This window comes from Kitasatospora sp. NBC_01266 (assembly GCF_036242395.1).
Classification (GTDB): domain Bacteria; phylum Actinomycetota; class Actinomycetes; order Streptomycetales; family Streptomycetaceae; genus Kitasatospora.
On record NZ_CP108458.1, the window covers coordinates 1,226,296 to 1,248,926 of the forward strand.

General features: G+C 70.6%; 18 protein-coding genes, 1 rRNA gene and 1 riboswitch. Of the genes, 8 read left to right on the forward strand and 11 right to left on the reverse strand.

Going from position 1 to position 22,631, the window contains the following annotated elements; genetic code table 11:
• Positions 1-55: 55 nt before the first annotated feature.
• Positions 56-1,577 (reverse strand): 16S ribosomal RNA (locus tag OG403_RS05525).
• Between the two features lie 428 nt (positions 1,578-2,005).
• Between OG403_RS05525 and OG403_RS05530 the strand changes: the two genes are divergently transcribed.
• The gene (locus OG403_RS05530; RefSeq protein ID WP_329561893.1) at positions 2,006-3,151 is read left to right on the forward strand and encodes an alpha/beta hydrolase; all 1,146 of its coding nucleotides are present in this window, start codon (positions 2,006-2,008) and stop codon (positions 3,149-3,151) included.
• Between the two features lie 64 nt (positions 3,152-3,215).
• Here OG403_RS05530 and OG403_RS05535 read toward each other — a convergent pair whose 3' ends face one another.
• Genes OG403_RS05535 through OG403_RS05545 form a run of 3 tightly spaced genes read right to left on the reverse strand, consistent with a single transcriptional unit; the run spans position 3,216 to position 6,468 of the window.
• Positions 3,216-4,298 (reverse strand): threonine aldolase family protein, encoded by a 1,083-nt coding sequence (locus tag OG403_RS05535; protein WP_329561894.1) that lies wholly within the window; start codon positions 4,296-4,298, stop codon positions 3,216-3,218.
• Positions 4,295-5,074: an SDR family NAD(P)-dependent oxidoreductase gene (locus tag OG403_RS05540; protein WP_329561895.1), complete on the reverse strand. Its 780-nt coding sequence runs from the start codon at positions 5,072-5,074 to the stop codon at positions 4,295-4,297. Before OG403_RS05540 ends, OG403_RS05535 begins: the two co-directional genes overlap by 4 nt.
• The gene (locus tag OG403_RS05545; protein ID WP_329561896.1) at positions 5,071-6,468 is read right to left on the reverse strand and encodes a DUF6421 family protein; all 1,398 of its coding nucleotides are present in this window, start codon (positions 6,466-6,468) and stop codon (positions 5,071-5,073) included. Before OG403_RS05545 ends, OG403_RS05540 begins: the two co-directional genes overlap by 4 nt.
• A gap of 401 nt (positions 6,469-6,869) precedes the next feature.
• Here OG403_RS05545 and OG403_RS05550 point away from each other — a divergent pair, with 401 nt between their 5' ends.
• Together OG403_RS05550 and OG403_RS05555 are read left to right on the forward strand one after the other, a co-directional pair.
• On the forward strand, positions 6,870-7,457 hold the full coding sequence (locus tag OG403_RS05550; protein ID WP_329561898.1) for a DUF5134 domain-containing protein: 588 nt from the start codon (positions 6,870-6,872) through the stop codon (positions 7,455-7,457).
• Between the two features lie 129 nt (positions 7,458-7,586).
• Positions 7,587-8,549: a M56 family metallopeptidase gene (locus OG403_RS05555; RefSeq protein WP_329561900.1), complete on the forward strand. Its 963-nt coding sequence runs from the start codon at positions 7,587-7,589 to the stop codon at positions 8,547-8,549.
• A 52-nt stretch (positions 8,550-8,601) separates the two neighbouring features.
• Here OG403_RS05555 and OG403_RS05560 read toward each other — a convergent pair whose 3' ends face one another.
• Positions 8,602-9,006, reverse strand: a complete 405-nt coding sequence (locus OG403_RS05560; RefSeq protein ID WP_329561902.1) for a MarR family transcriptional regulator — start codon at positions 9,004-9,006, stop codon at positions 8,602-8,604.
• 86 nt (positions 9,007-9,092) lie between these two features.
• Here OG403_RS05560 and OG403_RS05565 point away from each other — a divergent pair, with 86 nt between their 5' ends.
• Both OG403_RS05565 and OG403_RS05570 read left to right on the forward strand, forming a co-directional pair.
• A complete protein-coding gene (locus OG403_RS05565; RefSeq protein WP_329561903.1) occupies positions 9,093-10,637 on the forward strand; it encodes an MFS transporter in 1,545 nt (514 codons plus the stop codon).
• Positions 10,638-10,896: 259 nt separating this feature from the next.
• Complete coding sequence (locus OG403_RS05570; protein WP_329561905.1) at positions 10,897-11,547, forward strand: TetR/AcrR family transcriptional regulator; 651 nt, start codon at positions 10,897-10,899, stop codon at positions 11,545-11,547.
• Positions 11,548-11,588: 41 nt separating this feature from the next.
• On the opposite strand, the gene OG403_RS05575 is transcribed toward OG403_RS05570, so the two are convergent.
• Positions 11,589-12,455, reverse strand: a complete 867-nt coding sequence (locus OG403_RS05575) for a helix-turn-helix domain-containing protein (RefSeq protein ID WP_329561906.1) — start codon at positions 12,453-12,455, stop codon at positions 11,589-11,591.
• Between the two features lie 382 nt (positions 12,456-12,837).
• Here OG403_RS05575 and OG403_RS05580 point away from each other — a divergent pair, with 382 nt between their 5' ends.
• Positions 12,838-13,452: an ATP-binding protein gene (locus OG403_RS05580; RefSeq protein WP_329561908.1), complete on the forward strand. Its 615-nt coding sequence runs from the start codon at positions 12,838-12,840 to the stop codon at positions 13,450-13,452.
• 285 nt (positions 13,453-13,737) lie between these two features.
• Here the strand turns inward: OG403_RS05580 and OG403_RS05585 are convergent, their stop codons facing one another.
• Positions 13,738-13,974, reverse strand: a complete 237-nt coding sequence (locus OG403_RS05585) for a DUF397 domain-containing protein (protein WP_329561910.1) — start codon at positions 13,972-13,974, stop codon at positions 13,738-13,740.
• A gap of 488 nt (positions 13,975-14,462) precedes the next feature.
• On the opposite strand from OG403_RS05585, the gene OG403_RS05590 reads away from it, so the two are divergent.
• Positions 14,463-15,422 (forward strand): hypothetical protein, encoded by a 960-nt coding sequence (locus OG403_RS05590; RefSeq protein ID WP_329561913.1) that lies wholly within the window; start codon positions 14,463-14,465, stop codon positions 15,420-15,422.
• A gap of 826 nt (positions 15,423-16,248) precedes the next feature.
• Positions 16,249-16,412, forward strand: a riboswitch (cyclic di-AMP (ydaO/yuaA leader).
• A gap of 7 nt (positions 16,413-16,419) precedes the next feature.
• Complete coding sequence (locus tag OG403_RS05595; RefSeq protein WP_329561915.1) at positions 16,420-17,613, forward strand: transglycosylase family protein; 1,194 nt, start codon at positions 16,420-16,422, stop codon at positions 17,611-17,613.
• A 225-nt stretch (positions 17,614-17,838) separates the two neighbouring features.
• Here OG403_RS05595 and OG403_RS05600 read toward each other — a convergent pair whose 3' ends face one another.
• The 4 genes from OG403_RS05600 to OG403_RS05615 all read right to left on the reverse strand — a co-directional run bounded on the left by OG403_RS05600 (position 17,839) and on the right by OG403_RS05615 (position 22,591).
• Positions 17,839-18,885, reverse strand: coding sequence for a LacI family DNA-binding transcriptional regulator (locus OG403_RS05600; RefSeq protein WP_329561917.1), 1,047 nt, complete (start codon positions 18,883-18,885; stop codon positions 17,839-17,841).
• Between the two features lies 1 nt (position 18,886).
• Positions 18,887-20,578 carry a glycoside hydrolase family 13 protein gene (locus OG403_RS05605; protein ID WP_329561919.1) on the reverse strand — a complete coding sequence of 564 codons (1,692 nt, stop codon included), beginning with the start codon at positions 20,576-20,578 and terminating at the stop codon, positions 18,887-18,889.
• A gap of 100 nt (positions 20,579-20,678) precedes the next feature.
• The gene (locus OG403_RS05610; RefSeq protein ID WP_329561921.1) at positions 20,679-21,596 is read right to left on the reverse strand and encodes a sugar ABC transporter permease; all 918 of its coding nucleotides are present in this window, start codon (positions 21,594-21,596) and stop codon (positions 20,679-20,681) included.
• A 44-nt stretch (positions 21,597-21,640) separates the two neighbouring features.
• Positions 21,641-22,591, reverse strand: coding sequence for a carbohydrate ABC transporter permease (locus OG403_RS05615; protein WP_329561922.1), 951 nt, complete (start codon positions 22,589-22,591; stop codon positions 21,641-21,643).
• Between the last annotated feature and the right edge of the window lie 40 nt (positions 22,592-22,631).

The following is a 22,631-nucleotide window of genomic DNA, read 5'->3' on the forward strand; positions in this document are numbered from 1 at the left end:
CACCCATGAGCAACCGTGCGAGACATTCGCTCGCAACCGGCCATGTGCTCCTTAGAAAGGAGGTGATCCAGCCGCACCTTCCGGTACGGCTACCTTGTTACGACTTCGTCCCAATCGCTGGTCCCACCTTCGACGGCTCCCTCCCAAGGGTTAGGCCACCGGCTTCGGGTGTTACCGACTTTCGTGACGTGACGGGCGGTGTGTACAAGGCCCGGGAACGTATTCACCGCAGCATGCTGATCTGCGATTACTAGCAACTCCAACTTCATGGGGTCGAGTTGCAGACCCCAATCCGAACTGAGGCCGGCTTTTTGGGATTCGCTCCACCTCACGGTATCGCAGCCCTTTGTACCGACCATTGTAGCACGTGTGCAGCCCAAGACATAAGGGGCATGATGATTTGACGTCGTCCCCACCTTCCTCCGAGTTGACCCCGGCAGTCTCCTGTGAGTCCCCATCACCCCGAAAGGCATGCTGGCAACACAGAACAAGGGTTGCGCTCGTTGCGGGACTTAACCCAACATCTCACGACACGAGCTGACGACAACCATGCACCACCTGTATACCGACCACAAGGGGGCGCCCATCTCTGAACGTTTCCGGTATATGTCAAGCCTTGGTAAGGTTCTTCGCGTTGCGTCGAATTAAGCCACATGCTCCGCTGCTTGTGCGGGCCCCCGTCAATTCCTTTGAGTTTTAGCCTTGCGGCCGTACTCCCCAGGCGGGGAACTTAATGCGTTAGCTGCGGCACCGACGACGTGGAATGTCGCCAACACCTAGTTCCCAACGTTTACGGCGTGGACTACCAGGGTATCTAATCCTGTTCGCTCCCCACGCTTTCGCTCCTCAGCGTCAGTAATGGCCCAGAGATCCGCCTTCGCCACCGGTGTTCCTCCTGATATCTGCGCATTTCACCGCTACACCAGGAATTCCGATCTCCCCTACCACACTCTAGCCTGCCCGTATCGAATGCAGACCCGGGGTTAAGCCCCGGGCTTTCACATCCGACGCGACAGGCCGCCTACGAGCTCTTTACGCCCAATAATTCCGGACAACGCTCGCACCCTACGTATTACCGCGGCTGCTGGCACGTAGTTAGCCGGTGCTTCTTCTGCAGGTACCGTCACTTGCGCTTCTTCCCTGCTGAAAGAGGTTTACAACCCGAAGGCCGTCATCCCTCACGCGGCGTCGCTGCATCAGGCTTTCGCCCATTGTGCAATATTCCCCACTGCTGCCTCCCGTAGGAGTCTGGGCCGTGTCTCAGTCCCAGTGTGGCCGGTCGCCCTCTCAGGCCGGCTACCCGTCGTCGCCTTGGTAGGCCATTACCCCACCAACAAGCTGATAGGCCGCGGGCTCATCCTGCACCGCCGGAGCTTTACACCAACCCCCATGCGGAGGAAGGTCATATCCGGTATTAGACCCCGTTTCCAGGGCTTGTCCCAGAGTGCAGGGCAGATTGCCCACGTGTTACTCACCCGTTCGCCACTGATCCACCCCGAAGGGCTTCACCGTTCGACTTGCATGTGTTAAGCACGCCGCCAGCGTTCGTCCTGAGCCAGGATCAAACTCTCCGTGAATGTCTGCTCGACAGTGCTTAATTAAAAGCGCGAGCGGCCACCCGCGTTGAGCGGCACGACAACCACCGGAATAGGGTGACCTCGTGCACTGCGTCCTCGCTAGTGTTTTACTTCAAAAGGAATCTCCAACCCCGATCAAGCGATCGAGGCCGGGGATGTCAACATATCTGGCGTTGACTTTTGGCACGCTGTTGAGTTCTCAAGGAACGGACGCTTCCTTCAAGCCGCTCTCGCAAGCTCTCCGGGCGCTTCGTTCTTACTTCGTAAAGCTTATCAGATCAGTTTCACTCCGATTTACCGAAGTTCATCTTCTCGACTCACTCAGTCGCCCCTCTCGGCGCGACTCCGGAACTGTACGGGTACCGGCCCGCCGCAAGCAAATCGTCCCGTCCGGCATTCTGGTGCCGACCTGAGGGAGGGAGTTGACCATGGACATGGTCAGTAAGTTGAGCAGGGCACTGGCTGCCGAACCGGTGTCGTTCGACGGGGGTCCCGGTCGTCACCACCAACTCGTCCTACCGAGCTCGACCACGCCGGTCGTGGTCGACCTGATAGCCGCCGCGCAGACCACGCCCCCACGTCAGGTAGCCGTCCTGCTGCCCGGCGGCGGCCTCAACGTCCGGGCCAACTACTGCACCGCCCAGCACGGCCGCAGCCTGGCCCGGTTCCTCGCCGACCACGGCTATCTCGTCATCGGCATCACGCCCCGCGAAGACGCGCTGACTCCCCCGGCCATCGGTCCGCACTGCGCCGACTGGGGCCTGCGCGCCCATCGACGCGACCTCCAGCCGGTGCTCGCCGCCGTCCAGGACACCCTCGGCCTGCCGTACGACCTGCTCGGGCACTCGGCCGGCGCCGCCCTTGCCCTGGACACGGCCGCGCAGCCCGACGCCCACCCGCGCCGGGTCATCGTGCTCGACACCACCGGCCCCTATGACCCGGCCACCGAGCCCGAGTCGGCCGCCCGCGCCGACGCGCTCACCACCGCGCTCCAGGAGCAGCTCGCCCAGGGAGTCCACGTCGTCGACCCGGGGCTCAAGGGCCTGTTCGCCCGCGCCGCCGCCGACCCCGGGGGCAGCAGCCCGGTACCGCGCCCGGACCGGGCCGGCCCGACGTTCAGCAACCTCGGGCTGCTGCACTACGCGCTGACCCACACCCGGCGGCTGCCCGGCCCGGCGAACTGGATCTACCACCAGGGCCACAGCAGCGGCTCCTTCGAATTCGGCGCCACCCCCGCGCAGGACCGCTTCACGCTCGACCGCACCCCCCTCGACGTCTGGCGCCGGGCGATCGAGGCGCTCGGCAGCGGGGTCCAACCGACCGCGCTGCTGCGCGACCTGGCAGCCGTGTGGGCCGGCCGCACCGACGTGTACCGGATCGACTGGTCGGCGATCCGCGCGGACGTGGTCTGGGTCAACGCCGAGCTGGGACGGGGTGATCACGACCTGGGCGCCCGGCTGATCCAGGCCGGCGGGGCGCGGGTCGACTACCGGGTCGTCCCGGGTTACGGCCATGGCGACGTGGTGTGGGCGCCCGGCGCCGCACAGGAGATCTGGCCGCTGCTGCTCGGCTGAGGCGCACAGACGCGGAACGGCCGGTCGGGACCAGGTCCCGACCGGCCGTCTGCGGCAGCCTTGCTCAGGCCGTGCGGCCCAGCTCCTCGGCGATCGCCGCCGCGAACGAGTCGATGTCCGCCTCGGTGGTGTCGAAGGCGGTCATCCAGCGCACCTCGCCGGTCTGCTCGTTCCAGAAGTAGAAGCGGTAACGCTTCTGCAGCCGCTCGCTGACCTCACGCGGCAGGATCGCGAAGACCGCGTTCGCCTGCACCGGGCGGACCAGCGTGACGCCCTCGATGCCGCCGACCGCGGTGGCCAGGCGCTGCGCCATCGCGTTGGCGTGGCCCGCGTTGCGCAGCCAGAGGTCGCCGGTGAGCAGCGCCTCGAACTGCACCGAGAGGAAGCGCATCTTCGAGGCGAGCTGCATCGACATCTTGCGCAGGTACTTGATGTTCCGGACCTTCTCCGGGTTCAGCACCACCACGACCTCGCCGAACAGCAGGCCGTTCTTGGTGCCGCCGAAGGAGAGCACGTCGACGCCGGCGTCCGTGGTGAACTCGCGGAACGGGCGGCCGAGCGAGGCGGCGGCGTTGGCCAGCCGGGAGCCGTCCAGGTGGACGAGCATGCCGCGCTCGTGGGCGTGCTCGCAGATCGCCCGGATCTCCTCGGCGGTGTAGAGGGTGCCGAGTTCGGTGTTCTGGGCGATCGAGACGGCGAGCGGCGCGGCGCGGTGCTCGTCGTCCCAGCCCCAGGCCTGCTGATCGATCAGCTCGGGGGTGAGCTTGCCGTCCGGGGTGGGCACGGTGAGCAGCTTGATGCCGGCGACCTTCTCCGGCGCCCCGCACTCGTCGACGTTGATGTGCGCGCTCTGGGCCGCGATCACCGCGCCCCAGCGCGGCAGCAGGGCCTGCAGCGCGACCACGTTGGCACCGGTGCCGTTGAAGACCGGGTAGGCCTCGGCCTGCTCGCCGAAGTGCTTCTTGAAGACCGACTGCAGGTGCTCGGTGTACTGGTCCTCGCCGTAGGCGATCTGGTGGCCGTCGTTGGCCAGCGCGATCGCCGCGAGGATCTCCGGGTGGACGCCCGCGTAGTTGTCGCTGGCGAACCCGCGGGAGGCGGGGTCGTGCCGCCGCACCGCGTCGGTTCCGGAGAGGGAGGTGCTCATCGGGCTGTCAACCACAGGTGCTGTCCGTTCAGTTCTGCTGCGGGGCGGGACCAGAGGTCCGCCAGGTGGTCGGCCAGGTCGGCGGTCTCGGTGTAGCCGGTGAACTTGGCCTCCGGCTTCTCGGCCCGCATCTCGGGCGAGAGCAGGGCCTTGATCACCAGGATGACAGCCGCCGCCGTCGGGACACCATCCTCGGCGGTGGTCTCCTTGGCGAAGGAGTTGGCCATCGCCAGGGTCCAGGCCTCGCCGGCGGCCTTGGCGGCGGCGTAGGCCGCGCCGCCCGCGGTCGGCTTGTGCGCGGCGGAGGCGGAGATGATCGCGTACCGGCCGGCCTCGCTGCGCAGCAGCGCGGGCTGGAAGGCCAGCGAGGTGTGCTGCAGCGTGCGCACCACGGTGTCGTGCAGGAAATCCCAGTCGTCGATCCGGGTTTCGTGGAAGGTCTTGCTGCCGCGCCAGCCGCCCACCAGGTGGAGCAGGCCGTCGACGTGGCCGTGCTCGGACTCCAGGTGGTCGGCCCAGTCGTGGACCTCCTGCGGGTCGAGCAGGTCGATGACCTGGCCGGTGACCTGCGCGCCCGGCACGGCGGTGCGCACGCCGGCCGTCACGGCGTCGAGGCGCTGCTGGTCGATGTCGGCGGCGATCACGATGGCGCCGCCGGCGGCCAGTCGGCGCACGGTCGCCCGGCCGGCCGGGCCGCTGGCGCCGGCGACCGCGATGACCTTGCCCCTGACCCCGTCGAGGGTGCGGCCGCTGCTGGTCGAGTCGAGGGTGCTCACGCGGCGACCTCCTGGATACCGGCGCCGGTGATGCCCGCGGTGGCGGTGATCACGTTGGCGAGCTTCTTGGACAGGGCTTCGTAGAACATGCTGAGCGGGAACTCGTCGGGGTGGACGGCGTCGCAGAGCGCCTTGTTGAGCGCCTTGCCGTCCAGGTCCAGCGGGAGGGCCTCGGCGCCCTTGGCCCAGGTGGAGGCCGGGTGCGGGGTCAGGTAGCGGGACACTAGCTGGTAGGCGGCGATCCAGTGGGCCGTCTTCGGGCGGTCGATGCCGGCCCGGTAGAGCGCCTCGATCTCGCCGCAGAGCGCGTTGGTGACCTCTGCGACCCGGTCCCAGTCGATGCTGAGGCGGTTGTCGCGCCAGCGCAGCGCGTCGTGCTGGTGCAGGTAGGCGAAGAGCAGCTGGCCGCCCATGCCGTCGTAGTTGCGGACCCGGCCACCGGTGACCGGGAAGCGGAAGAGGCGGTCGAACAGGATCGCGTACTGGACGTCGCGGCCCTGCTCGTAGCCCTCGGCCTCCAGCTTGACGGCCTCCTTGAAGGCGGTCAGGTCGCAGCGCAGCTCCTCCAGGCCGTACATCCAGAACGGGCTGCGCTGCTTGATCATGAACGGGTCGAACGGCAGGTCGCCGTGGCTGTGGGTGCGGTCGTGCACCAGGTCCCAGAGGACGAAGGTCTGCTGGGCGCGGGCCTGGTCGTCGATCAGCGCGGCGGCGTCGGCGGGGATCTCCAGGCCGAGCAGGTTCACGGCGGAGCTGGAGACGGCGCGGAACCGGGCGGCCTCGCGGTCGCAGAAGATGCCGCCCCAGGTGAAGCGCTCGGGGGCCTGGCGGACGGCGACGGTCTCCGGGAAGAGGACCGCGGAGTTGGTGTCGTAGCCGGCCGTGAAGTCGGTGAAGGTGATCGGCACGAACATCGGGTTGTCGAAGCGGGTGCGCTCCAGCTCGGCCAGCCAGTCGGGCCAGACCACCTGGAGGAGGACGGCCTCCAGGTTGCGGTCCGGGTTGCCGTTCTGGGTGTACATCGGGAAGACGACCAGGTGGCCGAGGCCGTCGACGCGCTGGGCGGCGGGCTGGAAGGCGAGCAGCGAGTCGAGGAAGTCGGGCTCGCGGTAGCCCGTCTCGGCCCACTTGCGCAGGTCGGCCTGGACGGCTTCCAGGTAGGCGGCATCGTGCGGGAAGAGCGGGGAGAGCTCCTGGATCGCCCCGAGCACGGTGTCGAGCAGCGGGTCGACGGTGTGCCGCTGGACCGTGGAGAGGTCGATCGACCCGTCCTTGGACTGCAGCGGGCGCAGCGCCTCGACGGTCTGCTTCAGCCGCTGCCAGGCGGGGTGTTCGGCCAGGGACGCCGCCGTAAGGTCGGCCGCCACAGCGAGGTTCGGCGAAAGATTCTGCATGGGAGACCCACTTCGACAGAAGTTATTGAATCAAGGACACGATAAAAGCGAAAGGTTCTCCTGTTCAAGGGGGGGTCGGTACGAGATCCTCCACTTCGTGTCCCGGCGGCCCGGAATCCGTCCACTGACCACCATCCGGACACCCTGCTGGAACGGCCTCGCTGAACGACCTTGACCCGCCGCGCTCCGCCGTCGCCACCGGGGAGAGCCACTCGGCCGCCCTGTCAGCAGGCCCGGCGCGGACCGTGGCCCGAGCCCCGGCCACCCCCGCCCCGGCGCGCGGATTCGGCCGTCGGCCCGCTCGCACTCCCGTACGCCCCGCACGCGCCCTGCTCCCGGGCGGCGGCGGGGCTGATGGTGGTGCCATCCCCGGGTTCAGCGGCGGGTACGAGGGGGGACCGATGCACGGACCGGCTGTGCTCAGTTGGCTGCTGGCGCTGCTGACCACCGCGACCGGGGGCCTCTGCCTGCTGCGGCTGCGCCGCCCTGCGGGGCGCGTGCCGGGTGCGGGCAGCCGGGGCGGGCATCCCGACGACCGGGGGTCGGATGCGGCGGAGGCCGCGATGGGGCTGGGCATGGCGGCGATGATCGTGCTGGGCGACCGGCTGCCGGCACCGCTCTGGGTCGGACTCTTCGGGTTGCTGGGCGCCGCCTCGCTCTGCGCCGCCGCCGGGCGGCGGGCCGGCGGCCTGCGCGCGCACCGGCTGCATCACGCGGTGGGAGCCGCCGCGATGGTCTACATGGCGCTGGCCATGGGCCACCCGCCGCAGCAGTCGCACCCGGGGATGGTGATGCCGATGGGGCTGCCCGCGGTGACCGGACCGCTGCTGGTCTACTTCGGCTGCTACGCCCTCTGGTCGGGCAGCCGGCTGCTCACCGTGACCGCGTACCCGGGCGGGCCGGCGGCGGGCCGACCGGCCGGACCGCTGCCCGAGGCCTGCCGACTCGCCATGGGCGTCGGGATGTTCGCGATGCTGCTGGCGCTGTGAGACGGAGCGGCAGGCGCACCAGTGGTGTTGTTGGTCACTGCCGTGGCGCGGCGGTTCCACGCGGTCCGGTGAGCGCCTAGATTGAGCCAGAGCGTTCGGTCACGCCTTTCCCTGGGGGGACCCACTGCCATGACGGCCTTGCTCGGCCTGCTGCTGCTCGGTGCGCTGCTCGCCACCGCCGGCCCGCTCCTGCTGACCCGGGCCGGCTGGGTCCAGCGAGAACCGGTGCTCGCCCTGCTGGTCTGGCAGTGCCTGGTGATCGCGGTGCTGCTCTGCTGCCTGCTGAGCCTGCTGCTGGCCGTCTCGGCCTCGCTGCCCCAGGTGCGGGCGCTGCTCTTCACCGGCGCCCCGCACGGCGTGGAGGCGGCCTACGGGCTGGCCGGCGCCGAGGGCTGGGGGCGGCTGTGCGCGGCACTGCTGGCCCTCGGCGGGCTGCGCACCGCGCTCTCGCTGACCCGCGAGGTCCGCGCCGCCCGCGCGCTGCGCGATCACCGGCATGCCGAACTGGCGCACCGGTCACCTGAGTTGCCGGCCTCCATCGGGGACTCGCCGGCCCGCAGGGAGCGGCTGGTGGTGCTGGAGAACGTCCAGCCCCAGGCCTGGTCGCTGCCCGGGCCGCAGTCCCGCCTGGTGGTCACCACCGGCGCGCTCAGCCGCCTCACCGACCGCGAGTTGGCGGCCGTACTGAGCCATGAGCGGGGCCACGTCCGAGCCAGGCACCACTGGCTGGCCCAGTGCGCGCAGGCGCTCGCGGCGGGCTTTCCCGGGGTCGGGGTGTTCAGCGCGTTCCGCGACCAGGTGGGCGAGTTGGTGGAGCTGGCGGCGGACGACCGGGCCGCGCGCCGGCACGGGCGGCTGACCACGGCCCACGCGATGGTCGAACTCAACACCGAGCGAGGGGTGTTCGGGAACTGCCCGGGGCAGGGAGCGCCCGGCCAGCTGGCCCAGGCGCCGCGCCGGGTGGACCGGCTGCTGGTCGGGGCGCCCAGGCTCCCGGTGACCGGTCGGCTGCGCCTGACGGCGCTCGCGCTGGCGGCGCCGGTCACCGTCCTGCTGATCGCGGCGCTGCCCGGCCTGACCGCGCTGCGCTGACCATCGCGGCCGGCCGACCCCGGCCGCCGGTGGGCGGGCGCGCGGGCAGCCGTCAGCCGCCGGCCGGCCGGTGGCCCGCCAGCGACCGGGCGAGCACCTCGCGATGCAGCGGCCGGGCGGCCTGGTAGCGCTCGTCACCGGCCGCCGAGAGCGTCACGTAGATGCCCCGCCGGTCGGCCTCGCACATCGCCCGCTGGACCAGGCCGGCCTTCTCGAGCCGGCCGATCAGCCGGGAGAGCGCGCTCTGGCTCAGGTGCACCTTCTCCGCGAGCTCCTGCACCCGCAGCGCCTCGGCGGCCTCGGCCAGTCGCTCCAGGACCTCGAAGTCGCTCATGCAGAGCCCGAACCGCTCGCTCAGCTCACGGTCCAGGGCGCAGGCCGTCGCCGCGTGGCGGGCCAGCAGATCGCGCCACTCGGAGACCAGGACGGCCGTCTCGGCCGAGTCTTGTACGGACACCCGCGCACCCTATCACATGCACGAGCACTATATGAGTTCACATTATATTTACTTGCACTGATTGCACGTGCATGTAATCTCTCCCCATGACCTCCGCACCCCATGACGCAGCGACAACCCTCCCCCGAAGGACTTCTGACGCACCCTCCGACGAGCGCCACTGGAGCCCCCGGCTCTGGGGCGCGCTGATCGTGCTCTGCGCGGCCCTCTTCCTGGACGCGCTGGACGTCTCGATGGTCGGCGTCGCGCTGCCCTCGATCGGCTCCGACCTCAGACTCTCCACGTCCGCGCTGCAATGGGTGGTCTCCGGCTACGTGCTCGGCTACGGCGGCCTGCTGCTGCTCGGCGGCCGGGCGGCCGACCTGCTGGGCCGGCGCCGGGTCTTCCTGATCGCGCTCGCGGTCTTCGCCGCCGCCTCGCTGCTCGGCGGACTGGTCGACAACGGCGGCCTGCTGATCGCCGCCCGCTTCCTCAAGGGCGCCAGCGCCGCGTTCACCGCGCCGGCCGCGCTCTCGATCATCACCACCACCTTCCCCGAGGGCCCGGCCCGCAACAAGGCGCTGTCGATCTTCACCACCTGCGGCGCCAGCGGCTACTCGCTCGGCCTGGTGCTCAGCGGCCTGCTCACCTCGGTCGGCTGGCGCTGGACCTTCCTGATGCCGGTACCGGTGGCCCTGATCGCCCTGGTCTTCGCGATCAAGCTGCTCCCCCGGCACGCGCATGAGCAGCAGGGCGGCGGCTACGACGCGGCCGGCGCGATCACCGGCACGGCCGCGCTGCTGCTGCTGGTCTACACCGTCACCGAGGCGCAGGCCGCCGGCTGGGCGAGCCTGCGCACCATCGGCTCGCTGGTCGCGGTGGCCGCGCTCGGCGCGGTCTTCCTGCTGATCGAGCAGCGCACCGCGCACCCGCTGGTGCGCCTGGGCATCTTCCGCAACGGCAGCGTGGCGCGGGCCAACGCGGCCGCCTTCACGTTGATGGGCTCCTACGCGGGCTTCCAGTTCGTGGTCGCGCTCTACCTGCAGCGGGTGCTCGGCTGGTCGGCCCTGGAGATGGGCTTCGCCCTGCTGCCGGCCGGGGCGCTGGTCGCGCTGTCGGCCACCAGGATGGGCGCCATCGTGGACCGTTTCGGCACCGGCCGGCTGCTGCCGCTCGGCGGCCTGGCGATGGTCCTCGGCTACGCGCTCTTCCTGCGGCTCGACGCCCACAGCACCTTCACCGCCCTGGTGCTGCCCAGCATGGTGCTGCTCGGCATCGGCTTCGCGCTCTTCTACCCCTCGGCCAACATCGCCGCCACCAACGGAGTGGCCGACGAGGAGCAGGGGCTGGCCTCGGGCCTGGTGAACACCGCGATGCAGATCGGCAACGCGCTGGTGCTCGCGGTGACCACCGCCGTGATCACCGCCGGCAGCCACGGCGGCACCAGCGACGCCGCCCAACTGGACGGCTACCGGCCCGGGTTGCTGCTGGTGACCGGAGTCGCCGCAGTGGGCCTGGCGGTCACCGCCGCAGGTGCGCTGCTGGACCGGCGACGGGCCGGGACAGGGCACCCGGTCCCCGACTACGATTACTCCCGGGGCAACGCCGAGGCGGCCCTGGCGGAGCGGGTCCGATCGAGCGAGCAGGTCTGATCGAACCGGTGCGACCGGCCGTCCGAGACGGTCCGACCGGTCAACGCACCTGGCACTCACGCCCACCGGGCCGGCGGTTCACCGCCGACCGGTGGGTGTCGGTCTCACCAGTCCCCCGTTCTGGTGAGACCGACACCGGTGCCCGCACGGGTCGACCACCGGCCCTGGTCGCCCCCGGCTCCGCCTCGGACGGATACCGTCGGTACGTTGGACCGGCAGTATATTGGCCCGGAGCCAACCGACGTACGGAGCTGACACGATGACACCTCGCGGGGAATCGGTCAACGAGGAGATGCGCCAGCGCTCCCGCCGGCGCCTGATGCGGGCCACCGTGGAACTCGTCGACCAGCACGGATACTCCGCGACCACACTCGCCGACATCGCCGAACAGGCGGGACTGGCACGCGGCCTGGTGTCGTACTACTTCGAAGGCAAACGGCTCTTGATGCAGGCGGCCACCCACCGCTTCATGCACCTGGAACTGACCGCCGCGCTCGCCGAACTGCCCACCGGTGCCTCCGCGCAGTGCCGGCTGGCCACCGCGATCGACGCGGTGCTCCAGCTGGCCCTCGACCACCCCCGGGTGATGCGCTCGCACCTGGCGTTGATCCTCGACCCGGACGTCGGCGACTTCGTGCAGGATCCGGAGCAGCGGCAACTGGGGGCGATCCTGCGGGACTTGCTGGCGGGCTGGGGAGCCGAGGATCCGATCGCCGAACACGCGGTGCTGCGCAGTGCCCTGATGGGCGGGTGCATCGGCCTGCTGCTGCCCGGCGCGCAGACCCCGCTGCCGCCGATCCGGGCCGACCTGTTCGCCCGCTACTCGCTGCCCTGGGAGCTCGGCCGGCCACCGCAGCCGCAGGCGCCGAGCCGACCGCACTGGGCGCCGCCGGACTCCACCGCCCGCTGAGCGGGAGTGCGTCCACCGGCGCGGGCACCCCGCTGCGGAGCTCAGCTCTCCGCGAGGATCGAGGCGAGCAGCTCGATGGTGCGCTCCGGGGTGAGGCTGTCCACGCAGAGCCGCTCCATCACCTGCACGTAGGCGTCCACGTCATCGCGCTTGTCCAGGTAGAGCGCGCTGGTCAGCTGCTCCAGGTAGACCACATCGGCCAGGTCCTGTTCAGGGAAGCGCAGGATGCTGAACGCGCCGCTCTCTCCGGCGTGCGCGCCGAACCGGAACGGCATCACCTGGATCACCACGTTGGGCTGCTCGGCGATGTCGATCAGGTACTGGAGCTGCCCGCGCATCACCTTCGGCCCGCCGACCGGACGGCGCAGCGCCGCCTCGTCGATCACCGCCCACAGCCGGGGCCCCTGACCCTGCGTCAGCAGCTTCTGGCGGCGCAGCCGCAGGCCGACCAGGCGCTCGATCTCCTCGTCGCTGAGCACCGGGCGGCTCTGCCCGAAGACCGCGCGGGCGTAGTCCTCGGACTGCAGCAGGCCGGGGATGAACTGCACCTCGTAGGTGCGGATCAGCGAGGCCGCCTCCTCCAGGCCCACATAGGTCTGGAACCAACCGGGCAGCACGTCGCTGAAGCTGTGCCACCAGCCGGACTTGTTGGCCTCGCGGACCAGGCCGAGCAGCGATTCGCGCTCCTCGCCGTCGGTCACGCCGTAGAGGCTCAGCAGGTCGGCGACGTCCCGCTCCTTGAAGCTGACCCGGCCGAGTTCCATCCGGCTGATCTTGGACTCGGAGGCGCGGATCGCGTAGCCGGCGTCCTCGCGCGTGATGTTGCGACTCTCCCGCAGCCGACGCAGCTGGGAGCCCAGGAGGATCCGGCGCACCATGGAACCGCCGCCGGGCTGCGCTGTGGTCATGCCGTGGGAACCTCCGCGTCGGGAAACAGCGCACAGTCTGCCATCACTTGGCCGCTCACAGTGCGTGTAGTGGCAGAAGGATCTATCAATTTTGCATCGGCACGTCCATCAGCACGTCCATCGGCACGTTCCGCTGCACGTGCATCCGGCGCCTGCATATGCCAATCGGCCGACTGCACGTGAATCGACTCTTGCATCTGCCGGGAGCGCAGAGCACGATGGTGCACGTGCAGTTGCACGCCCCTTGGACATTCCCGCGGGCTTCGTTGTCGACCGTGCGCTGTTGGTCGGGACGAGGACGAAGCGGCCAAGCGAGTCGGAGGTGACCGGCATGACCCCGCCGGGTCCAGCCGTGTCCGCCCCCTTATGGGAGGAGCTCTTCATGGGCACCGGTGCGGCCCTGGCCGTCGATCCTGACGTCGTGACCTGTACGCTCGCGCCCCGCTACGACGCGGTGAAGACCGCGCGCGACTTCACCAGAACGACGTTGCTGCGCTGGGGTCTTGACGATCTCTTCGACGATGTCGCGCTGGTCGCCTCGGAACTGGTGACCAACGCACTGCGCCACGCGATAGGCCAGCCGACCGCCGCCGATCTGCCGGGGTCCCGCTGTCCGAACTCGCCGCTGGCCGGCTTCCCGGTACAGGCGGGCGCCGGGCGGTCACCCGAGGAGCAGGGACACGGCCCGGAGGGGCGACTGCCGATCCGGATCAGCCTGGTCCACCGCGCCTCCCAACTCGTCTGCGCGGTCAGCGATCCGAGCAGCTGCGGCCCGGTCACCCGGGAGGCGGACTTCGTCGCCGAGTCGGGCCGCGGACTGCACCTGGTCGACTCGTTCAGCCAGTCCTGGGGCTGGCACCCGCTGGCCTCCGGGGCCGGCAAGGTGGTCTGGGCCCTGTTCCAGGCCGATGAGTCGGCACAGGACGTACCGGGCCTGGCTCCTGACGCGATGTCAGCGATGACCGCCTCGGCCGGACGCCACCGCCGGTCCGCCTAGAACACCCAGCCGCGCATCATGGGGGCGCCTCCCGGCCGAAGGCCGGGAGAGCCGCGCCCGTGCGCGGCGTTTCACTGCGTCACACTCGCCGGCTCGACGCCTCCAGGACCGATACTCGGCGGCTTCGCGCTTCACGGCCTCGGGCGCCCACTCCGCGGCCTCGCGGGCCGGCGCCCGACCGGCCCCCGCCGCCCCCGCCACCGCCCCCGCCCGGACACGTCGAACGCCGCCGCGGCACAGACCCCCACGACGGCGCGTTTTCGTGTCAGTGGACCAGCGAGGCCGTCAGGCCACCAGGTGGTCGAACTCCCCGTCCTTGACGCCGAGCAGCATCGCCTCGATCTCGTCACGGGTGTAGATGAGCGCCGGGCCGTCCGGGAAGCGCGAGTTGCGCATCGCGACCGCACCGTCGGGGAGGGCGGCGAACTCCACGCAGTTCCCCTTGGAGTTGCTGTGCTGACTTTTCTGCCAGACCACGCCATCGAGGTCCGCAGCCGCCATGCCGTTGAACGTGTGGTGCATAGAAATCTCCCAAGAGCCTGGAGTGCTCGTACTACTCGGCGCCCGGCCACTCCGGCCGCCGGCCGCCTCCGGCTCGTACGGGCAGGGCTAGTGCCTTACTACTCGTAATGATAACGCTAATGCACGTGCATCGGCATGTGATTTTGCGCGTGCAGAAGCCTGTACGACAGGTAACCAAACCACCCCCGAGCAGCCTCGCCCGATCCACAGAATCGGACATTCGATGGCAAATCGGCCGATGATCCGTGACCCGGCGTCGGAGTAACGGCCAACAAGGCTGACCGGTTCAACCATTGACACCCTCGCGCAAGTGATCAACTTCGCAGCCGTTTCCTCACACTCCGTCACATCCGTACCAGCGGGCGAGGGTTTCGCGCGGCTTGTCCGGGTTGGCGGCGGGGCGTCGGCGAGCGCTCTCCCCTTCTATGACGTGCGAAGGTGCCCAGCCGGATGCAGGGCGATCGCGCGCATGTCCTACGATCTCCGGCATGAGCACTGCAGCCATCCCGGGCGCACCACTGCCCGTCCGCACGCCAGGCTCCCGCGCGCGGGGGCGCCACCGTCGGCCCGAAAGGCCCGAGGTGCCGATCGGCGCACCGGCGCTTGTGCTCGCCATTCCCGCCCAGGCCACCCCGGCCGCGGTGGCCCTGGTGGACGAACTGGTCTCGGTGATCCGCTTCGAGCAGCCCGGCATCGAGGTGGCGGCCGGCTGGCTGCGCACCGCCCCGGCGGCGGAGCGGGTCGCGGCCGAGGACGCGCCCGGCGAGGGTGACGAGAGCGAGCCGCGCGAGAGTGCGCACGAGGCGGCGACCGCCCGGCCGACCGCGACGATCGAGGACCTGATCACCTCCGCACTGGAGGCCGGACGCCCCGCGCCGGTCCTGGTGCCACTGCTGCCCGGCCCGCACGACTACCTGACGGAGCTGCAGGCCCTGGCCGCCGAGACCGGCGCCCTGCTGACCGACGTGCTCGGCCCGCACCCGCTGCTGGCGGAGGCGGTGCACGTGCGCCTCTCCGAGGCCGGCCTGGCCCGCGCCGACCGCGCCCGGCTCTTCGCCATCACCACCGCCGCCGACGGCGTGGTGCTGACCACCGTCGGCGGTCAGGCCGCCGCGGACGCCGCCGGGATCACCGGCGTGCTGCTCGCGGCCCGCCTGGCGGTGCCGGTGGTCGCCGCCGCGCTGGACCTGCCGGGCGCGGTGGCCGCCGCCGTCGAGCACCTGCGGGCCACCGGCTCGCAGCGCCCGGCCCTGGCGCCGCTGGTGATCGGCCCCGAGGTCGACGAAGAACTGCTGCGCACCGCCGCCGCGGAGACCGGCTGCGAGAGCGCGGCCGGACTGGGCGCCTACCCGACGATCGGTCAGCTGGTCGCCTCGGCGTACCTGGCCGTGCTGCCGGCCCCGGCCCTCGAGGAAGCTCCCCTCGAGGAGACCGTCGCCGGCGAGTGACGCGGTAGTCAGCACGACATATCGGACAAGGCACTGGCCCTGTCCCCTGGCACCAGCGCCGGGGGGCAGGGCCAGTGGCATGCCCACAGGCCCCACCGGCGGACACCGGACCCCACGGGCGGTCACCCGGCCGCCAGGCGGGGCCTCAGAGGCCGCTGGAGCGCCGGCACGGGCCGGCGGGCCCGTGGTCCGCACTCGAACATCCGGCACTCGAACATCCAGCGTCCAGCGTCCAGCGGGCGGCGTCCGGCGCCCGGCGTCCGGCGTCCGGCGTCCGGCGTCCGGCCGGTGGCGTCGAGAAGCCGACGCCTCGCCCCGGCGACGGCAAGGTGGCGCGCAGGTGACGGCCCGGTGGCGGAGCGGGCCGGCGAAGGCGGTAGCCGAAGGGGCGGCAGCGAACGGCTCGCGATGGCGACCTGACGCCATAACAGAAGGTGCAAAACGGACATTGGGTTGATGTCGGCCAGTCACGGCGCATCTCGCTCCGCGAGACTTCGACCCAGCCCGGCGGGACGAATTTCGACCGCGGATCTCCATGATCATCAAGAGGTGATCCGCCCTCGACCGGACGGGCCATCAGCACCCGCGGCCCTGAAGGACCAGCACTTTCCGCAGCCGCGGGGCCAGTTGCCCACCTCGTCCGCCGCACTCCCCCGACGCTCCCTCAGCTGCGCCGCCGGGGCGATCTTGAAGCTCTCGTGGAGCCCGTGTGACCGCCATCACAGCTGTTTGCGGTTTCAACTTATCTCTGTCTAACGTGCTCCCCGTTCGTGGTCACACGGACCCAGCGCAACCGAACGCCTAGTCCTGCCACGGGCGCGCTGGCAGCGCGAAAACGCAACCACGGCAGGAGCGGGGGAACCAGGTAAGCCGCTCCGGCGCCGGTCTTCGGACCAGGTGCTCGGAGCTAGGGGTGAAGCCGCGCAGTGCGCGGCCGGGCAACTCCAGCCCGAATCCGACAGCTCACCTCGCAGGCGTAGGAGAGGATCGCGTCTTCATGCTGCCCACCACTGGCACGACCCGTCCGTCCCGCAACGCCCGTCGGGCGATCGCCGCCACCGGTCTGCTCGGCCTCGGCCTGGCCCTGCCGTGCATCACCGCCACCACCGCCTCCGCCGCGTCGGTCTCCACCTGGGACAAGGTCGCCCAGTGCGAGAGCTCCGGCGACTGGAGCATCAACACCGGCAACGGCTACTACGGCGGCCTCCAGTTCAGCGCCTCGACCTGGGCCGCCTACGGCGGCACCCAGTACGCCCCCCAGGCCAACCAGGCCACCGAGGACCAGCAGATCGCCATCGCCGAGAAGGTGCTGGCCGACCAGGGCCCCGGCGCCTGGCCCGTCTGCTCGGTCCAGGCCGGCCTGACCCAGGGCGGCCCCGCCCCGGCCATCAACCCCGGTGGCTCGACCAGCTCCTCCTCGACGGCCACCAGCACCCCGGCCCCGAGCACCTCCGCCACCAGCACCTCCGCCACCAGCGCCCCGGCGCAGAGCACCGCAGCGCAGAGCGGCTCGCAGCAGGGCGGCTGGAGCCACGGCAACTGGGGTCACTGGAACCACTCCCAGGGCGGCCAGAGCTACACCGTGCAGACCGGTGACTGGCTCTCCACCATCGCCAACACCCACCACGTGGACGGCGGCTGGCAGAAGCTCTACGACCTCAACAAGTCGGTCCTGACCCACGGTCCGGACGTCCTCTACCCGGGCGAGCAGCTGTCGCTGGGCGGCTCGACCGCCGCGGCCGCCCCGAGCACCAGCACCCCGGCGCCGGCAGCCCCGGCCCCGAGCACCCCCGCCCAGACCACCGCCGCCACCAGCGCGCCGGCCGCGACCGGCTCGATGGCCGCCGCGGTCAGCTTCGCCGAGTCCCAGGTCGGCCAGGCCTACATCTACGGCGGCACCGGCAACGGCGGTTGGGACTGCTCCGGCCTGACCCAGGCCGCCATGGCGCACGCCGGCATCTCCATCCCGCGGGTGGCCGCCGACCAGGCCGCCGCCAGCACCCCGGTGTCGATGAACAGCCTGCAGCCGGGCGACCTGCTGTTCTGGTCGAACAACGGCCAGGACTCGGGCGTCTACCACGTCGCCATCTACGTGGGCAACGGCCAGTTCGTCGAGGCCGCCAACCCGAGCGCCGGCGTGAAGTACGAGACCATCGCCAACTACACCCCGGACTTCGCCGGCCGGGTCTGAACCAGCTGACGGACGCGTGGTGAAGAACGCGTCCCGATGACACGCGTGAACATGTGCCGACATATGTGGACACGTGCTGATCGGCCTCGCCGATCGCAACCGCAGGGCAGCCTGAAGGCCGCCTCCCCTCGGGGAGGCGGCCTTCGGCCGTGCTGCTCGGGCGGGCCGGGACGCGGTCGCGCTGATCAGCCGTGGACGGCGTCGCCGGGCAGCGCCGGCACAGCGTCAGCGGTTCGGGCAGGCCCCCGTGGAGCCGCGGACCACCAGCTCGGGCTGGAACATGAACTCCCCGCGCTGGGCCGGCTCGCCGCCGACCTCCTCGAGGAGCGCGTCCACGGCGGCGGTGGCCATCGCCTCGACGGGCTGGCGGATGGTGGTGAGCGGGGGCTCGGTGAAGGCCATCAGCGGGGAGTCGTCGAAGCCGACCACCGAGACGTCACCGGGCACGCTGAGCCCGCGCCGGCGCACCGCGCGGATCGCGCCGAGTGCCATCAGGTCGCTGCCGCAGACGATCGCGGTGCAGCCCCGGTCCAGCAGCGCGCCGGCTGCGGCGTGGCCGCCCTCGACGGTGAACAGGGTGTGGTGGACCATTTCCTCGGCCTGCTCGGCGCTGTAGCCGAGCACCGAGCGCAGCGCGGCCGTGAAGCCCTCGATCTTGCGCAGCACCGGCACGTAGCGGCGCTGGCCGACCGCCAGGCCGATCCGCTCATGACCGAGTTCGGCCAGGTGCTGGACCGCCATCGCCATCGCGGCCCGGTCGTCGGGCGAGATGAACGGCGCGGTGATCTTCTCGCTGTAGCCGTTGATCAGCACGAACGGCACCTGGCGACCGGTCAGCTTGGCGTACCGGTCGTGGTCGGCGGTGGAGTCGGCGTGCAGGCCGGAGACGAAGACGATGCCCGCCACGCCCCGGTCGACCAGCAGTTCCACCAGTTCGTCCTCGGTGGAGCCGCCCGGGGTCTGGGTGCAGAGCACCGGTGTGTAGCCGTGCCGGCTGAGCACCTGCTCGATCACCTGGGCCAGCGCGGGGAAGATCGGGTTGCTCAGCTCCGGGGTGATCAGCCCGATCAGCCCGGCGCTGCGCTGGCGCAGGCGGGTGGGCCGCTCGTAGCCGAGCACGTCGAGCGCGGCCAGCACGGTCTGCCGAGTGGCGGCCGAGACGCCCGCCTTGCCGTTGAGGACGCGGCTGACGGTGGCCTCGCTGACCCCCGCCTGCGCCGCGATGTCCGAAAGTCGCGCCGTAGTCACGATCCCAGAGCCTATTGCAACCATGTCAGACCGCCCACCAGCTGGTGCTGTCCGGCCCAAGCAGTCCCGGCTCGACGTTCCCGGCCGCGCCGGAGCTGAGCAGCAGCCGGCCCTCGGTGGCGTAGCCGACCGGCTCGCGCGTGGTGTTGACCAGGCAGACGAAGCCGCCGCGGCGGAAGGCGAGCACGCCCGCCGGGGACGGCAGCCACTCCACCTCGGTGCCGGCGCCGAGTTCGGGGCGCTCGCGGCGGACGGCCAGCGCGCTGCGGTAGAGCTCCAGGGTGGAGGTCGGGTCGCCGGTCTGCGCCTCGACGCTGAGCTCGGCCCACTCGGCCGGCTGCGGCAGCCAGCTGGGACCGCCGGCGGTCGGCCCGAAACCGTAGGGGGCGGCGGTGCCGGACCACGGGAGCGGGACCCGGCAGCCGTCGCGGAAGCCGTCCTGGCCGCTGGCGCGGAAGAACGAGGGGTCCTGGCGGACCTCGTCGGGCAGGTCGGTGACGTCCGGCAGGCCCAGCTCCTCGCCCTGGTAGAGGTAGGCGGAGCCGGGCAGCGCGAGCATCAGCAGGGTGGCGGCGCGGGCCCGGCGCAGGCCGAGTTCGCGGTCCCCGCGCTCGCGCAGCTGGGTGCCGCCGGGCGGGTTGGCGAAGCGGGTGGCGTGCCGGGTGACGTCGTGGTTGGACAGCACCCAGGTGGCGGGGGCGTCGACCGGGCGCATCGCGGCGAGCGAGGAGTCGATCACGGCGCGCAGCTCGGCGGCGTCCCAGGCGGTGCCCAGGTACTGGAAGTTGAAGGCCTGGTGCAGCTCGTCGGGGCGCACGTAGTTGGCGGTGCGCTCGACGGTGGGGGTCCAGGCCTCGGCCACCGCGATCCGCTGCCCCGGGTACTCGTCGAGGATCTTGCGCCAGCTGCGGTAGATCTCGTGCACGCCGTCCTGGTCGAAGAACGGCATCACGTCGTTGCCGAGCAGCTTGAGCTGGTCGTGGCTGCCGAGGTCGGGCAGGCCGGGGGCCTTCACCAGGCCGTGCGCGACGTCGACCCGGAAGCCGTCGACGCCCATGTCCAGCCAGAAGCGCAGGATCGAGCGGAACTCGTCGGCCACGGCCGGGCTGTCCCAGTTGAAGTCGGGCTGCTCGGGGGCGAACAGGTGCAGGTACCAGTCGCCCGGGGTGCCGTCCGGGTTGGCGGTGCGGGTCCAGGCCGGGCCGCCGAAGATGGACTCCCAGTCGTTGGGCGGCAGTTCACCGTTCTCGCCGTTGCCGGGGCGGAAGTGGTAGCGCTCGCGCAGCGGGGAGGCGGGGCCCTCGCGCAGCGCGCGCTGGAACCACTCGTGCTGGTCGGAGGAGTGGTTGGGCACCAGGTCCACGATGATCCGCAGGCCCAGCGCGTGGGCGTCGCGGATCAGGCCGTCGGCGTCCAGCAGGGTGCCGAACATCGGGTCCACCGCGCGGTAGTCGGCCACGTCGTAGCCGGCGTCCGCCTGCGGGGAGGCGTAGAACGGGGAGAGCCAGACCGCGTCGACGCCCAGGTCCCGCAGGTAGGGCAGCCGGCTGCGGACACCGGGCAGATCCCCCATGCCGTCGCCGTTGGCGTCCGCGAAACTGCGCGGGTACACCTGGTAGATGACCGCGTCCCGCCACCAGCCTCTGGGCTCGCCGGCGTCCGTGGTGCTCGGGGCGGCCGCGGTGGGCCGGGAGGTGTCGGCCAGGTTCTGGGTCATCGAGACGGGATCCCTTGGAAACGAGGAACGTGCTTGCGAGATACGGCGGTTGACTGTACGTCAGAAAAATGAGCGGACAGCGGGACGAGCGGCCGGCGGGTCAGGACTTGGCGGCACCCGCGGTCAGGCCGGTCACCAGGTTCTTCTGGACCAGGTAGAAGAGCACCGTGACCGGAATCGCGATCAGTACGGCGGTGGCGGCCATCAGGTTCCACTGGCTCTCGTACTGCGACACGAAGGTGTTCAGGCCCACCGCGAGGGTGTACTTGTCCGAGCTGAGCATGAAGGTGGAGGCGAACGGCACCTCGGCCCAGGCGGTCAGGAAGGCGTAGAAGGCGGCCACCGCCAGACCCGGGCGGGCCAGCGGCAGGATCAGCCGCCAGAAGGTGCCGAACGGGGAGAGCCCGTCGACCCGGCCGGCCTCGTCGATCTCCACCGGGACGGTGTCGAAGTAGCCCTTCAGCAGCCAGGCGCAGTACGGCACGGTGGTGGCGGAGTTGACCAGGATCAGGCCGCCGTAGCTGTCCAGCAGGTTGAGGTTGGCCAGGATGTAGTACATCGGCACGATCAGCACGGCGACCGGGAACATCTGGGTGATCAGCAGCGACCACATCAGCGGGCGCAGGCCCGGGAACTTCATCCGGGAGACGGCGTAGCCGGTGCTGGCCGCGATCAGCACACCGAAGAGCGCGGTGCCGCTGGAGACGATCAGCGAGTTGCCGAACCACTTCAGGAAGTCGGTCTGGCCGAGCACCTTGGAGAAGTTGGCGAGGGTGGCCTTGCCGGCGATGCCGCCCGGGTGCAGGTAGTCCATCTTGTCCGGGCCGAGCGCGATGTAGAAGATCCACAGCACCGGGAAGACCGCGACGACGGCGGCCAGGCCCAGCGCGAGGTGCATCAACAGGGCGGCGGGGCGGCTGCGTTCGCCGCGCCGGCGGGCCTTGGCGGGGCGCTTGACGGCGGTCGGCGGCACCGTCGGGCGGGTCGTGCTGCCGGGCAGGTCGGTGGTGGTGCTCATCGGAGGCCTTCCTGGGTGGTCTCTGCGGGCGAACTGACGGACCGTCAGACGGCGGTCTGGTCGTTGCGCCTGAGCCAGCGCTGGTAGAAGGTCGTGAAGACGATCAGGATCGACAGCAGGATGATCCCGTAGGTGGCCGACTGCGCGTAGTCACGCGGGATCTGGCCGAACCCGAGCTGGTAGGCCCAGGTCACCAGGATCTGCACGTCGGGCGCGTTGGTGGAGCCGAAGAGCAGGTAGATGATGGTGAACTGGTTGAAGGTCCAGATCACGCCGAGCAGCACCACGGTGGCGCTGACCGGGCGCAGGCCCGGCATGGTGACGTGGCGGAACCGCTGCCAGGCGCTCGCGCCGTCCATCTCGGCGGCTTCGTAGAGCTCGCCCGGGATCGCCTGCAGGCCGCCGAGCAGCGAGACCATGATGAACGGCACTCCGCACCAGGTGTTGACCAGGATCGCGGCGGCCTTCTGGGCCAGCGGATCCTCCAGCCAGGACGGCTGCGGCAGGTGCGCGAAGCTGAGCAGGCTGTTCACCAGGCCGCCGTCGGCCAGCATCAGGCGCCAGGAGAAGACGGTCACGAAGCTCGGCACGGCCCACGGCACGACCAGCATCAGCCGGTAGGCGGTGCGGCCGCGCAGTCGCTCGTTCAGCAGCAGCGCCAGCCCCAGACCCAGACCGTAGGTCAGCACCACGCAGGTGACGGTCCACTCGATGGTCCAGATGAAGTGCGACCAGAACCGGTCGTAGGAGCCGGGCCCGAACAGCACGTCGGAGTAGTTCTGCAGGCCGACGAACTTGAAGGTGTCGGGGATGTGGTTGACCCCGATGGTGTGCCCCACGTTGAGGCTGGTGGCGTCGGTCAGCGTCAGGTAGATGCCGCGCCCGAGCGGGTAGGCGACCAGCACCCCCAGCACGATCACCACCGGCGCGGCCATCGCGTAGGCGTACCAGTACGTGCTGTACGAGCGCTTCACGCGCTGCACCAGGGCTGTCATGTGCGGGAAAACCTTCTCCGAGTCGGGACCGGACGGCGAG